This is a genomic window from Parendozoicomonas haliclonae, from assembly GCF_900174585.1.
Taxonomy (GTDB): domain Bacteria; phylum Pseudomonadota; class Gammaproteobacteria; order Pseudomonadales; family Endozoicomonadaceae; genus Sansalvadorimonas; species Sansalvadorimonas haliclonae.
The window spans coordinates 86,240-101,128 of record NZ_FWPT01000010.1 but is presented as its reverse complement, the minus strand read 5'-3'; the positions used below and the strand labels follow the sequence as shown (position 1 = coordinate 101,128).

Sequence of the window (14,889 nt, the reverse complement as noted above, 5' to 3'; positions counted from 1 at the left end):
TAAAAATCAGCGTTCTGAAAAGGCCAACTGCTTGGCCCGCAATACCGGTTTCATCAGGTATTGCATCAATGTCTTTTTCCCGGTGAGGATATCGACGGTCGTAACCATGCCGGCAATAATCGGCCGGCTGCCTTCGTTATCACCGAGATAACTGGTATCTGTTTTTATACGGGCAAGGTAAAAACTCTCGCCCTCTTCATCCTGAATGGTGTCTGCACTGAGATGAACCAGCTCACCTTTCATGCCGCCATAGACCGTAAAGTCATAAGCGGTAAAACGAACCGTGGCCTTTTGGCCAGGGTGCAAAAAAGCCACATCCTCCGGACGAATCCTCACCTCGACATCGAGAGTGTCGTCCACCGGAATCAGCTCCATCATCTTCATACCCGGCTGAACCACGCCGCCCTCGGTATTGACCAGAATCTGTTTCACCACGCCTTTCAAAGGCGCCCGCACCCGGGTTCGATCGACCTGATCTTCCACCGCCAGTTCTTTCGCCATCAGTTCGTCCAGCTGGGCTAGCACTTCGTTCATCTCCGCGCGGGCTTTATTGGTAAAGGCCAGCTCCGCCTCACGAATGCGCTGCTTCATCTCCTGCTGTTCGGCCTGGATACGCTCAATACCTTCCTGAGCGACCTGCCGCTCCCCACGAGTGTCACTCACCTGTCGTTCAAGCCGAAGGACCTCAACCCGGGAAACTGCGCCTTCGGCAGCCAGTTCGCTGGATAACTTGAACTCTTCCTCCAAAAGCACCAGACGACGCTGTAACAGTTGTTCCTGTGCCTGTGACTCTTCCAGTTGTTGAGTACGCTGCAAAAGCTGCTGCTGAATCACGCCCAATCTGCTGGCGAGCTCCTGCTGACGACTCTCAAAAAGTTCCAGCTCACGTTTTGCCAGTTCCGGAACACTTTTTGTCACTTCATCGCTCATGACCGGCACTGCACTTGTATCAGCACCTGCACCTTCAACTTCCGCCGTTAATCTCGACAGCTTTGCCTGCAGTGCAAACCGGTTAGCCTGCTGACCATCCCGGGTGGTTGAGAAACGGGTATCATCCATCACCATTAAGACCTGTCCCTGCTCAACAAGCTCGCCTTCCCTGACCAGAATTTCTCGAACAATGCCACCTTCCAGGTTCTGCACATCCTGTATCTGGCTGGAAGGTACAACCTTGCCCTCACCGCGGGTGATTTCATCTACCTCAGCCCAACTGGCCCAAACGATAAAGAGAACCAGCGTCAGCAGAACCACAAGTATCAGTGGACGACCGCCCTTGCTGATCCCGTTAATTTCCTCTTCGGTAGCACCATGCCAATGGCTGGAGACTTTTGCCTGTTCACTCATCAGTTCACTGCCTCCTCAACCGCTGGCTGCGATCGGCCAGCAGAAGACATCTGACTCATAATATCTCTGGCACTGCCCTGTACTTTGATTGCGCCTTGATCGAGCACGACGATCTTGTCCATGGCACCCAGCAGTGACATTTTGTGGGTAACAACAACGACAGTGACATCATCCAGTTCACCCAACAGCTGAATAAACCGGGCTTCAGCATGGCTATCCATGGCACTGGTCGGTTCATCCAGAAGCAAAGCTTTCGGACGTGTAACCAATGCTCGAGCCAGGCTCACCGCCTGCGCCTGACCACCTGACAGATGACGCCCATTCTCTCCGACCTGAAAATCCAGCCCTGCACTTCCGGTTTGCACAATTCCTGCCAAGCCCGACTTCTCCAATGCCCATAGAACATCATTGTCGTCCAGTTCAGCACGCCCCATGGTGATATTTTCGCGAAGGGTTGTGTTAAACAGTTCACTCTTTTGCGGAACATAGCCAACATACGATCTCAACCATGAAGGCTCAATCTGTCGCATATCCAGATAGTTCAGAGAAATATTTCCCGACACCGGCTCCCACAAACCGGAAAGAAGTTGCAGCAAAGTGGTTTTGCCTGACCCTATACGGCCAAGAACCGCCACTTTTTGTCCATGTTCGATTGTCAGGTTGATATTGCTTAGGGAAGGTGAACTGTCCGGATAATTGAATGACACCTGATTGATCTGCCAATGCCCCTGAAACACTTCAGGCTTCAGCAACTGGCGATCATCAGGAGATTCCTGGGGAAGATTCATAATATTGCCGGCATGCTCCAGAGCATGAACGGCCTTCTCATATTGATTCAACAAACCAATAACTTGAGCAACCGGTGCAGCACACCGACCGGAGATCATCATCATGGCAATCAATCCACCCATGGAGAGATCACCAGAACTGATCAAATAAACACCAACAACCACCAGTAAAACGGTATTCAACTGCATAAACAGAGTCGTGCTCTGAGACGAAATCATCTGCAGAGCGCGAATCTTTAAACCAAGATCAGCGGTTGTTTGATTCAACTCACTCCACTTCACCTGGTTCTGCTGCTGAGTATTGCTGGTTTTGACGGATACCAGCGAGAACAGCATCTCCATCAGATAGTTTTGGCGTTGTGCCGAGGCATCCTGCTGCTCAAAAATGACTTTCTGCATGGGCGTATTCAGCACCCAGGCCACCAGCAGCGACAACACAATACAGCCAAGAGGGATCAAGACCATCCAGCCACCAACCCAGAGAATCAGGGCAAGAAAGAGCAGAACAAACGGAAGATCAATAATCGCCAGAACAGAGGACGAGGTTATAAAACTGCGAATACTGTCGAACTCCGCCACACTGTTCATCAGTGTTCCGGTGCCGCCAGGGCGTGAAGAAAGCTTCAAGCCCAGCAGTCGATCAATCAAACGGGAAGAGAGGGTGAGATCAATCTGCCGGCCTGCCAGATCTGTGTATCGGGTACGCATCAGCCGGATTACAAATTCCAGCACAAAGGCCAGAATCACACCGGCCGTCAGCATCCAGAGGGTCTCAAACGCCTGATTAGGAACCACACGGTCGTAGACATTCATAACAAACAATGGAGAGACAAGCGCGAAGATGTTGATCAGCAGACTGGCCAACAATACATCACGATAGACCCGCCAATAGGGCTTTACTGCCTCCCAGAACCAGGAGAATTTTTGTTTTTCCTGCCCTTGCACTACAGCTCCCCAACAATCACACCACTGACTTTTGAAGATGTGACCCTGTTGTCATTTTTAGTTATTCACGACACACATCGTGCAATGTAAGATTTAGATGCGTGTCGTCTATATTAAAATAACAGCAGCTCAATGGGAAAAACTGACGAATACTGACGTCTAGTGTTTTTGTTGTGTCGTATAGATCGATATTAATGCATAACTACATAAAGATGCTTTTTGTGATCAAACCTGCTCCACAGGCACCAGAAGCTGATAGCCAATTCCCCTTGCAGCCTTGATCACCTCCATCTCAGGGTAACTCTCACGCAACTTTTTCCGCAGCCGGCTGATAATAGCTTCAAGCCTGCGCTCATCATAATGCATATAATCCTGCCCCAGCGCCTCTGAGATGCTTCTGCGGCTGACCGTTTCCATGCCGTACCCAGACAGAACCTTAATTACCACACCTTCGGAACGAGTCAGTGATACCGTATTACCATCGGGTAAAAACAGTCTACGTCCAGAGCTGTCGATAGAGAACTGATCCGCGACTCCGGCCGGCTGGTTGACTCCACGCTCAACCCGAACACGGCGGGTGACACTTTCAATCACCGCAATCAGCTCCATCACATTTACAGGCTTGGTCAGATAGGCATCAGCACCACTCTCCAATCCATCCACCCGATCTTTCAAATGACCGCGGGCAGTAAGCATAATCACTACCATCCCGGGAATGCCTTTAATTTTTCTGGCCACCGATAAGCCATCTTCATCCGGGAGTCCAAGATCCAGCAATACCACATCAATACCACCATCAGCAGCATTAAGGCACCGATAGAAGTCAGCGGCCGTTGAAACAGCAGTGACCGTATAACCGGAATGTGTGAGCAGATATTCCAGCTCAGTTCTCAAATCTGGGTTATCTTCAACAATCGCAATATGCATTACCCCTCCCCTGCTTTAAACGCGCACCGAAAGCAGGCTCCACCCCAGCGGGACGCCATCAGCTCCACCCGACCACCATGCCGCTCAATAATCTGTCTGGCGATATATAATCCCAATCCCAGACCCGGCTTTCCGGTGACTTCAGACGCGCGATAGAACTTCTCGAATATTTGTTTTCTTTGACTTTGCGGTACACCAGGTCCGCGATCCTCTACCTGCCAGAAGACCTCACCCTGCTCGCGACCGACGGTAATCAATACCGGATCATCATGACTTGAGTATTTCAGGGCATTTTCCAGCAAATTAAAAAAGACCATTTTCAATGCTGCGGTATTCCCCACGATCGGTAGAAGGTCATCTGGCAGATTCGATTGAATACGTACCTGCTCATCAGCCGGCATTTCACTGACGACCGTGTCGCTGATTTCATCCAGATACACGACATCATCAGGCTGCCAGATCTCTGAGCTGAAACCATCTTTCTTAAGCCCAAGTTCTAACAGCGTAGCCATGCGCTGCACAGAGCTTTGAATACGGCTATAACGCTGGGAACGGAATACCTCAGGCTCCCGCTCATAAACCTTGAGCGACTGAATAGCCATATCAATCACAGCCAGTGGCGTTCTTATCTCATGGGTGATCATACTGAGAAAACGACTCTGCTCTTCCCTGATCTTCCTTTCCCTGGCGACCTCTTCGGAAACCCGCCGGGCTTCCGCAACAGCGTTATTGCGTTCATCCAGAAGATCACGCATACGAAATAACAGCGCAATCTGGATCAGAACAATCTGGAGCAAACCACCCTGGGTTTGCCCAAACACTGTTAGCGGACTGGGCTCCAGCCACCCTCCGACATAGAGCTGATTGATCCCTAAAAAGAAGGCCATGGGAAAAAAGGAACCACCCTGAAAACGCTCCCCACCACTGCGGCCATAACGGAGCTTGCGCCAGGAAGGAATCAATGTCAGCAGACAAACGACAATACCAACCGGGGGAATCCACTCTGCAATATAGCTGTAGGCCATACCGCCCATGAGCCCACAGAACGCAGCCATTAGCGCCAGAGTAAACAGCAGATAGTAAAACGGATAAATCCAGCGATCTTTTTCCCTGTCCAGCAGCAGGTTCATAAAGAACAGAAAACCAAACAGCCAGCTGAACCCAACCCCTACACTCAAAACCCTCACGGTTTCCGGGTAACTGTCCACCAGCAAAAATCGGCTTAACATGCCGGAACCATCAAGCAGCGAAATCAACCCAAACCCAACATAACCGGCAAAGTAACCATACAAATTAATTTGCGTACTCAGCCAGAAGCCAAAATTAACGATAAACAACAGCAGCAGAATACCGCCAACAATCCCCATCTTCAGAACATTAGCCTGACTGATTTGCGCAAAAGCTTCTGGCGGATAGAGCACAGGCATAGCCGCCAGCGTTGTTCCGGTCTGGATGCGCATATAGAGCCAGAACCGTCCCTCAGGAAGAGTCAGCGTGGTCTGCAAAAGTGGCTCATGGGATTGGCGGCTAAGATCTTTATCAAATCGCCCAATGGGTTCGCCGGATACAATCCGGCCATCCTGAACAATCCAGACATGGAAATGCTCCAGATAGCTGGGTGTCACACTGATCACCCAATCATCCGGCACACTTTCATCACGGGCAAGAGGGATGCGCAGCCACAGACTGTCCCGGGTAAACCCCTGCGCAAGAAAGCGATGACTCTCTTCAAAGCCGGGATCTTTCGCCAGAATATCCTGCAGAGTTATACGACCGGTCGGGTCAGTATAAAACGCCAGTTTTTTATCGAGAGGAATAGGATTTCCGGGTAAAACAGGCAGAACATCAGCCTTGGCCAAAGGCACAAACAGCAGGATAAACATTATCCCAATCAGCAATTTCAGGGGAGTACGCCCCATAACAACCCTGTAAGTTATTAATATTATTGCGCCTACGTTTAACACAACGCAGGCTTTTTGACGAGGGACTTTACCTTATGCTCAACATTGATCAGTGCTCAAGCTTGATCCAGGCAAGCGCTGTGGTAATGGCATCACCACGGGCCGTATGCCGCTCTAGAATGGGAATATCCAAGTCTCGACAGAGTGTATCAAAGCGCAGATCACCCACCTTGTCCGGCTGAGTATTCAACTTACGACGATAATAGCGCTGGGATAATTCCAGCACCCGATTAGGCAGAGGAAACCCCAGATACTGCTGACAGTAGCGGCTGAGGATCAGCTGATCGAAACGGATGTTGTAGCCAATAATCGGTCTGCGCCCTACAAACGTCAGCAGCTCGATAATCGCTTCCAGTGGAGCCACTCCCTGCTCAAGATCCTTCTCACGAATCTGATGCACAGGGACAGAGTCCGGGTGTAGCTGCCCTGTGGGTTTTACTTTCAGGATCAAAGCTTCGCCGGGATAGACTTTATTGCCGCGCACAGGAACCGCAGCAATCTCCAAAATTTCTGCCGTCTTTGTATCCAGACTGCTGGTTTCCAGATCCAGACTTATATATTCCCCAGCAGGCGCAGGAGGAAAGTAACGGCCGAATTGCTCCCCCTTTCTGCGTTCCAGCCAACGGTACTTCAGGCCGTCCAGCCACTGCTCTCCAATCATTGACGTCTAACCCACATGAAAATGACGCTGCAGAAACTGATGAAACTTTTTCACCGTATGCAGGCAATGGCGCAGCATATCCCGGCGGCGGTAGTCCAGAGCGTCAAGATCCAAAGCATTGCCATCGCAGACACCCGAGACCTGCTGCTCCAGACGCAACCGATTCAATACCAGAAAGGCCTCTTCAAGCTTGGAAGCCAGTTCTGCATCAATCTTGCCCTTCGCTTTCAAAGCAGAGAGCCGCTCTACGGTAGATAACTCCCGTAGCCGATGCTCTAAAGCCAACGTCCGCACACCATGAACCACCGGGAAGATTCCGGCTTTCTTGATATCCATGCGATGATCCTTGCCGGCCTTGATACGACCAAAGAAGGTTAAGCGGGTATCGAAGCCCAGCGCCGGGGCGACAAACGTGGATAAAAACGCTTCACGACGTCCAAGACTCTCATCAAGTACACGATGAAAATCATCCAGCAACTCTGCATTGCCCGCCACGCACCGCGCATCGACCATCATCGCCATTTCCATCATCGCCTGCGGGGTTGATTGATCCATCCAGCGTTGAATACGACCGTGCCAGCCTGACTGCGACTGAACCCAGTGTGGATTACACACCATCACCTCACCCTCACAGCGAGGCCAGCCACACTGGATCAACAACTGGGTAAAACTATCCAGCAGACTTTGCGGAGGTAGTGAACTGCCGTCTTTCACAATCAGAGCGTTGTCCTGATCTGTTTTAATAACCTGCTCACCACGGCCTTCACTACCCAGGGCCAGCAGACAGAGCTGGGCGTGCCACTCTTTTGGAAAGTGCAGCTCGAACAGTCGGCGCAACAGTTTGTCATTCAATGTCGAAACCAGCTTCATCACAAAGCCGGTACGCACGCCATTTTCAAACAGAGAGCGTGCCTGCTTTTCGATATCCGGTGAAAGTGCAATCAACTCCGGTAGAGTCTCTGCCCGGGCAATACGCATCGCCAGCAAGTGTGAGTGACTGGAAGCCAGTGACAGAATACGGTTCAGGCTCAACAAGCCCACCAATTCACCTGATGATGGTTTATAAATCACCACCCGTTCGATATGGCGCTCTGTCATTGTTAACAGGGCATCAAACAGATAATCCCCCTGATTCATATGAATCAAGGGCTTGACCGCAATAAGCCCAACGCCAGTATTCAGCGGCATTTGCTCCAGCGCGACAGCCCGCAGCAAATCAGTGCGGGTCACCATCCCAAGGCCGGATATATCGCCATCATCCAACCCCTCAACCAGCAAAGCATCAAGGTTTTGGTTTTCCAGCATTCGTGCCGCATCCGTCAGGCCGGTATGGGCGGGAATGATATGGACAGGATCACAATGCTCTGGACCAATGACACCCAACATAAATTCCGCCATGGCAGGACGCAGCGAACCGTCTCCCACTCCGAGATTGTCGTACTTCTCCCCAAGACCGGCTTTTAGCCCCTGCTCAAACTGTGGATTGTCCTGGCAGAAAACACGAAACAGCTCTGCGGGAATCTCCTGAATCAGCGCCTCTTCCAAACAGATATATTCGTGCCTGGCCTGCTGTTCCAAAACCCCACGCACATCAAACAGATCATCCTCGGCATAGTGGGCATAGATGGCTTGATGATTAGCCGCATCCCGCTCCTCGATCACTCCACGCTGAACCACCATCAACGACAATGGCTCACTGCCGGCCTGAATCAGCTTTTCACCGGGACGGTACCAGCACAGGCTGGTGCGACGGATCAGCTGGCGACGCTGGTCTTCAGTCAGTCGATCAAAGGGCGGCTGATGAAACCTGGCTTCATAATCCGTGCTTCGGGTTTCTGTTGCTATCATCACCATCATCCATGCGTTTGCACAAACAAACCGTAAAAAAGGGCTCCGAAGAGCCCTTTCTAGTCATTCCACATCTGTGAGATGCCTATCAGGAGGCGTTGGCGGTTTGGCCACCCGCGACTTCAACACTGGCTCCAGCGGCACCAGCACTGCTAGGCACACGAATATCTTCCACCAGATCCTGAATCTCCTGCGGAGGAGGCGCAGTCAGCTGGCATACAACAAACGACACCGCAAAGTTCAGCAGCATACCTAGGGTACCGATACCTTCCGGTGATACACCGAAGAACCAGTTATCTGCCGTGTTGGCACCTGGATTAATGAACTTGAAGTACACGATGTAGCTGAAGGTAAATACCAGACCAACAATCATGCCGGTCACCGCGCCTTCCTTGTTCATGCGCTTGTAGAAGATACCCATCAGAATGGCCGGGAAGAACGAGGCCGCCGCCAGACCGAAGGCAAATGCCACCACCTGAGCCACAAAGGCCGGTGGGTAGATACCAAACAGACCGGCAATCACAATCGCCACACCCGCTGCTGCACGGGCCGCCAGCAGTTCCTGCTTATCGGAGATATTTGGCATCAGGTTACGCTTGAGCAGGTCATGGGAGACCGAGGTCGAGATTACCAGCAACAAGCCCGCAGCAGTCGACAATGCCGCAGCCAGACCACCCGCGGCGATCAAGGCGACAACCCATCCTGGCAGCTGAGCAATCTCTGGATTCGCCAGAACCATAATGTCACGGTCAACATAGAGTTCATTGCCGTTATCCGTTGCGGTATTGGACACCAGACGTTCACCACTCTCACCACGCTCATCGGTAAAGCTAGGCTTGCCTGCCATAGCCGCACCAGCAGTGTATTGGATCTTGCCGTCTTCGTTCTTGTCCATCCAGGCGATCAGGCCAGAATTTTCCCAGTTGGAGAACCACTCTGGCAGCTCTTCATAGGAGGCTTCACTCACCGTGTTCAGTAGGTTAATACGGGCGAATGCCGCAACCGCTGGCGCAGTGGTGTAGAGGATGGCAATAAAGAGCAGCGCGTAACCGGCCGATTTCCGGGCATCACGCACCGTCGGGGTGGTAAAGAAACGCACGATAACGTGTGGCAGACCAGCAGTACCCACCATCAGCGCCATAGTGATAAAGAACACGTCGATGGTCGACTTGGAGCCATCGGTATAGGTGTTAAACCCGAGTTCTTCTGAGAGCCCATTGAGTTTCTGCAACACCGAAACCTCTTCACCCGCCACATTGGAGCCGAAGCCCAGCTGAGGGATCGGGTTACCGGTAATCATCATGGAAATGAAGATCGCAGGCACCATAAAGGCAAAGATCATTACGCAGTATTGGGCCACCTGAGTGTAGGTAATCCCTTTCATACCGCCGAGAACCGCATAGAAGAACACGATGGCCATGCCGATCATCACGCCGACATTAATATCCACTTCCAGATAACGGGAGAAGACAATACCGACGCCACGCATCTGACCCGCTACATAGGTGAACGAGATAAAGATTACGCAGATAACGGCCACAACCCGGGCCAGCTGGGAGTAATACCGCTCACCAACAAAGTCAGGCACAGTAAACTTGCCGAACTTACGCAGGTAAGGTGCAAGACACATCGCCAGAAGAACATAGCCACCGGTCCATCCCATCAAGTAGACAGCACCATCCCGGCCGACAAACGAGATAATCCCCGCCATGGAGATAAACGACGCTGCTGACATCCAGTCAGCACCGGTAGCCATACCATTGGCAATCGGGTGAACACCCTTACCGGCTACATAGTATTCGCCGGTGGAACCGGCGCGAGAGCGAATAGCTATGTAGATATAAAGCGCGAAGGAGAGACCGATAAAGAGGTAGGTCAGCATTTGAGTATCCATGCTTACATCTCCTTCTCGTCAAGATTGTATTTCTTGTCCAGACGATTCATCTGCCAGACATAGGCAAAGATCAGGACAATAAAGGTATAGATGGAACCCTGCTGAGCAAACCAGAAGCCAAGGGGAAAACCACCAATTGAGAATTGATCCAGCTCATCAACAAAGAGAATGCCGCAACCAAACGACACTGCGAACCAGATACAGAGAAGCGTGAGCAGAACACGCAGATTCTCTTTCCAGTAAGCGGCCGCCGCCGCTTTACCATCTTTCATAGGAGCGATCTCCTTTCTTATTATTATCTGTTGTTATTTTTATGATTGCGGGAGTTACAGTAGCAACCGTCCTGACTTTCGTCTCTTAGACTTTAGGCTAATGGGCTATTGCCACCGACAGATATGCAGTTCGTATTGCGCGCAAGAATCGGATATTTTGAAAGCTGCTCTGCCACTATCCTGCCAAAACCAATAACAACCAGTGGAGTCAACGTGACAGCCTCAATCACGCCAACCATGAACGCCAAAGCCTGGGCATTTCTGATTGTACTTTCCCTGTTGTGGGGTGGGTCGTTCTTTTTCAACGGCGTCGCGGTTCGGGAGCTGCCACCGCTTTCCATCGTCACATTAAGAGTCAGCCTGGCCGCTGTAGCCCTATGGGCTTTTGTGATCGCCATTGGGTTACGCCCACCTTTCAGTCTTAAGATCTGGGGCGCATTTCTGGGGATGGGGCTACTGAATAATGTTTTCCCCTTCGCTTTGATTGTCTGGGGACAAACCCAGATAGCCTCCGGGCTGGCTGCCATACTCAATGCTGCCACTCCGATCTTTGCTGTGATTGTGGCTGGCCTGTTATTACCCGACGAGCGCCCGACACCACTAAAACTGCTCGGAGTGTTTATTGGCTTTATTGGTGTGGTCGTCATGATTGGCGTACCGGCACTGGATGACAGCGGCACTCTGCTGGCCCAGCTGGCCGTTGTCTGCGCCACCATCTTTTATGCGTTTGCCGGCGTTTATGGCCGACGCTTTAAGACGCTGGGTATTAATCCATTGATTACCGCCGCCGGGCAGGTAACAGCTTCTGCCGTGGTCTTGATACCCGTAGCGCTGTTGATTGATGGCCCCGAGGCTGTGCAGACAACCAGCGTTGATCTTTGGATCGCTCTGACCGGGCTGGCAATTCTATCGACCGCTTTGGCTTACGTGCTCTATTTCAAGATTCTGGAACTGGCCGGTGCTACCAATGTTTTGCTGGTCACTCTGCTGGTGCCGGTTTCAGCAGTTATTTTGGGCATTCTGTTTCTGGACGAAACTCTAGAAGGTGTACACCTGCTGGGAATCCTGATGATTGCCCTGGGTCTGTCCGTTATCGACGGACGGCTTTGGCAGCATTTGAGAGCCAGAAAAACCTGAAGTTTTTCAACACAACAAGACAACGCTTGTTGTTTGACTCAATAGCAAATCGCTGGCAAGTTGGAACAGAGAACAACAACAATACCGGCCGCCATGAATTACCGGATTATTATCACTGAAGATCATCCTCTGTTCCGTTCCGCTCTGGTGAATGCTCTGGAACAAGCCCTGTCTGAAATAACCATTTCAGAAGCCAGCAGTCTGGATGAACTCACCCAGACTCTGGAACAGGAAGAAAGTGTAGATCTGGTTCTGCTGGATCTGCTGATTCCCGGAGCCCAGGGCTTTTCGGCACTCCTGACCTTAAGAAACCAATACCCCGAGATCCCGGTCGTGGTAATTTCCGCCCGGGAAGAAGCGACGGTGATACATAAGGCGATTGAGTATGGCGCCAGCGGCTTTATCCCCAAATCCTCACCTCTGGATGTACTGACTTCCGCTGTCAGCCAGGTTCTGGACGGGGACATCTGGCTACCGGAGAACCTTGAGCCGGTTGCGGAAGAGGACTCGACAGATAATGCCATGCTGGAAAAGATCGCTACGCTCACCCCGCAACAGTTTCGGGTACTGACCATGCTGCGGGATGGATTGCGTAACAAACAGATCGCCTGGGAACTGGACGTTTCAGAAGCCTGTATCAAGGCTCATGCCACCGCCATCTTTCGCAAGCTGGGGGTCAATAACCGCACCCAGGCGGTTATTGAACTGCAGAACCTTGAGCTGGATACCATTCAGGATGGCGTTGAAAGCTAGAACAACTGTGCCAGCTTAAACCGCAACATGACCATCAAAGGCCCTGACAATCGGAGCATCCCCCAGACTACCAATCATGAAGCCATTACGTCCCTGGTCCTTCACCTGATACAGCCTTTGATCGGCCTCTTCAAAAGCCTGATTGAACAACGCGGTATCGTTATGAATCTCAGAGCAATAAGTCGCTCCTACAGACAATGTCACACGGTCACTGCACTGGGATAGCGGATGCACCAGATTCAGTGCCTTAATTGTGCTCTTGAGACTTTTCAGCTTGCGGCGCACATGCGTCAGCTTGGAACCTTTGGAAATCACCAGCAGCTCATCACCACCGTAACGGAACACATAATCCCCCTCGTCACCAAAAGTCACTTTGATGGTATTGGCAACCGCCACCAGCGCCTGATCACCTGCATAATGACCAAGGTGATCGTTATAACCCTTGTAGTAGTCGATATCGATCAGGATAACCGTCACCGGCTGCTGATCACTGGCAGCGGTATTAACCACTTGTCGTACGACTGTTTTCAAATGATGGCGATTGAAGAGCTGGGTCAGTGGATCGGTTCGGGACACATGCTCCAGACGAGCATAGTTCTTCTGCAGTTCTTCTTTCTGGCGAAGGTTTTTCAGGGCAATCGCAATCAGACTGGCTAGTCGTTCAAACAGCTGCCGGTGGTGCTGTTGGTACTGATCCTGCTCAATAGCCTGCACGGAAAGAATGCCCAGCACCTCGTTCCCCAGACGCACAGGCGTTAACAGCATGGACTGAGTTTCCTGCGGGCCAAAGTTTTTGGCTTCATAGTGGAACGGGCTCTGCTGCAAATCTGCAAACTTTCGGTAATAACCCTGCATCACTTCGGCACTGACATTGCTCAGGTGCACAGTCTGCCCGGTATTAATCACATAGGATCCAAAGTTCACCACCTTGTCACACTGCACGGTTATCGCCGGCATAAAACCATCACGGGTGATGAAGTAGCGGTAATCCAGCTCCTGAGTGCTGGCATCATAAAGGCCAATCCCGAACTCATGGGTGGGAAAGATCAGTCCAACTTTATCCAGTACCTTGGTCATGACACTGCCAAGGTTGTCTGCTGTCGAGATCAACTGACCAATTTCGGTAATAGCATCCAGGTTATTGTGTACCTGCATGGAGATCAGGTCAGCCTGATACTCCTCCAGCTTGCTGACCTGACGGATCAACAGATCCCCTTCCCGCTTGCAGCTGGCATCATATTCACATTCAAGGCTTGCCAGATATCGATCCAGTGCCTCCAGCAACAGTCGGCTCTGATTTTCCCGTCGCAACAGAGCAATTTCGATTTTAATCAGCCGATGATCCAACTCGACACTACCGAAACCGACAACCAGACGATTCAGGTCGTCCCACATATCCTTCACTTCTGATGCACGGTTATTCTTGAGCAGAAAATCCGCATAGCGCAGCAGGTTGTCCAGGCTGTCGTAGTTGCTGGTCATGGAAGCCATCAGCTCCACAGCCTTTTGATAGTGAAACTCTGTCTGGTGAATCTGGTCAGGACGATGCATGGCCAGCACCATGGCATTATAGCTGTGGGTTAGACCCAGAAAGCGATCCAGCTGGTGTGTTTCTGCAGCCGTCAAAGCACGCTTCACCATGATGTAACCTTCTTCGGTATTACCAAGGTGAGCCAATGCCAGACCGGTGTTGATCAAACCAATCACCAGGCCATAGTGAGACTGAAGCTCCGTGGATATGGTGATGGCCTGACGACCAAATCGAACCACATCTTCATAGCGGCGAAGGCCAAGAAACAGATGTGAGAGATTCACATAAAGGGAAGCCAGAGGTGCAGGGTCCAGCTCTGAACTGTGTTCAAGCACCTGACTGAAATGGTGATAAGCCTTGAAGTTATCACCAAGCTCGCCGTAGATGGCTCCCAGCATGATATGGGCATGCAGACCCAGACGTTTCTCCTCACCAGTGCACAGGCGTGTGCAGATCAGGAAATGTTCGGCTGCACGGGACAGCGTACCGGCCCGGTCATCCCGAAGCCCATCCATAAAGGCGACAATTGCGGGAGAGAGAGAATAATCATAACGGGCGGCCATCTCCCCAATCCGGGTTTCCACAAACTGGAATCCGTCCATGGCAGGGTATTCCGCACAATGGGAAAGGAGACTGATAATTTCCCGCTGGGCTATAGAATGAGACACAATTTCCAGCCTTAGCTCACTGCAAGTACGTGTGAAGAACGGGCTGGTAATTCCGTGAATCTATTCAATGCCCCGGCTTTCTGCCTGTGCCGCACATTTCAAAACAACAAGACCATCAGCGCCTATACCATAAATATTCTAAGAAAAAGAACCAGATATG

Annotated in this window: 11 protein-coding genes; 2 read left to right on the top strand and 9 right to left on the bottom strand. The window is 51.3% G+C overall.

Annotated elements, in window-relative coordinates:
- Nucleotides 1-6 precede the first annotated feature (6 nt).
- From EHSB41UT_RS19185 to EHSB41UT_RS19150, 8 genes are all read right to left on the bottom strand, one after another.
- Nucleotides 7-1,344 carry an HlyD family type I secretion periplasmic adaptor subunit gene (locus tag EHSB41UT_RS19185; RefSeq protein WP_087112479.1) on the bottom strand — a complete coding sequence of 446 codons (1,338 nt, stop codon included), beginning with the start codon at nucleotides 1,342-1,344 and terminating at the stop codon, nucleotides 7-9.
- Complete coding sequence (locus EHSB41UT_RS19180; RefSeq protein ID WP_165767339.1) at nucleotides 1,344-3,077, bottom strand: type I secretion system permease/ATPase; 1,734 nt, start codon at nucleotides 3,075-3,077, stop codon at nucleotides 1,344-1,346. Before EHSB41UT_RS19180 ends, EHSB41UT_RS19185 begins: the two co-directional genes overlap by 1 nt.
- A gap of 225 nt (nucleotides 3,078-3,302) precedes the next feature.
- On the bottom strand, nucleotides 3,303-4,004 hold the full coding sequence (locus EHSB41UT_RS19175; RefSeq protein WP_087112477.1) for a response regulator transcription factor: 702 nt from the start codon (nucleotides 4,002-4,004) through the stop codon (nucleotides 3,303-3,305).
- The gene (locus EHSB41UT_RS19170) at nucleotides 4,004-5,923 is read right to left on the bottom strand and encodes a sensor histidine kinase (protein WP_087112476.1); all 1,920 of its coding nucleotides are present in this window, start codon (nucleotides 5,921-5,923) and stop codon (nucleotides 4,004-4,006) included. The genes EHSB41UT_RS19175 and EHSB41UT_RS19170 overlap by 1 nt, the downstream gene beginning before the upstream one ends.
- A gap of 91 nt (nucleotides 5,924-6,014) precedes the next feature.
- Nucleotides 6,015-6,626, bottom strand: a complete 612-nt coding sequence (locus EHSB41UT_RS19165; protein WP_087112475.1) for a 3'-5' exonuclease — start codon at nucleotides 6,624-6,626, stop codon at nucleotides 6,015-6,017.
- A 6-nt stretch (nucleotides 6,627-6,632) separates the two neighbouring features.
- Nucleotides 6,633-8,474, bottom strand: coding sequence for a DUF294 nucleotidyltransferase-like domain-containing protein (locus EHSB41UT_RS19160; RefSeq protein ID WP_165767338.1), 1,842 nt, complete (start codon nucleotides 8,472-8,474; stop codon nucleotides 6,633-6,635).
- Nucleotides 8,475-8,562: 88 nt separating this feature from the next.
- The gene (locus tag EHSB41UT_RS19155) at nucleotides 8,563-10,368 is read right to left on the bottom strand and encodes a sodium:solute symporter family protein (protein WP_087112473.1); all 1,806 of its coding nucleotides are present in this window, start codon (nucleotides 10,366-10,368) and stop codon (nucleotides 8,563-8,565) included.
- A 2-nt stretch (nucleotides 10,369-10,370) separates the two neighbouring features.
- The gene (locus tag EHSB41UT_RS19150) at nucleotides 10,371-10,640 is read right to left on the bottom strand and encodes a DUF4212 domain-containing protein (RefSeq protein WP_087112472.1); all 270 of its coding nucleotides are present in this window, start codon (nucleotides 10,638-10,640) and stop codon (nucleotides 10,371-10,373) included.
- Between the two features lie 213 nt (nucleotides 10,641-10,853).
- Between EHSB41UT_RS19150 and EHSB41UT_RS19145 the strand changes: the two genes are divergently transcribed.
- Together EHSB41UT_RS19145 and EHSB41UT_RS19140 are read left to right on the top strand one after the other, a co-directional pair.
- Nucleotides 10,854-11,777 carry a DMT family transporter gene (locus EHSB41UT_RS19145; RefSeq protein ID WP_087112471.1) on the top strand — a complete coding sequence of 308 codons (924 nt, stop codon included), beginning with the start codon at nucleotides 10,854-10,856 and terminating at the stop codon, nucleotides 11,775-11,777.
- A gap of 93 nt (nucleotides 11,778-11,870) precedes the next feature.
- Nucleotides 11,871-12,530 (top strand): response regulator transcription factor, encoded by a 660-nt coding sequence (locus EHSB41UT_RS19140; protein WP_087112470.1) that lies wholly within the window; start codon nucleotides 11,871-11,873, stop codon nucleotides 12,528-12,530.
- A 15-nt stretch (nucleotides 12,531-12,545) separates the two neighbouring features.
- On the opposite strand, the gene EHSB41UT_RS19135 is transcribed toward EHSB41UT_RS19140, so the two are convergent.
- A complete protein-coding gene (locus tag EHSB41UT_RS19135; RefSeq protein ID WP_133060582.1) occupies nucleotides 12,546-14,729 on the bottom strand; it encodes a sensor domain-containing diguanylate cyclase in 2,184 nt (727 codons plus the stop codon).
- Between the last annotated feature and the right edge of the window lie 160 nt (nucleotides 14,730-14,889).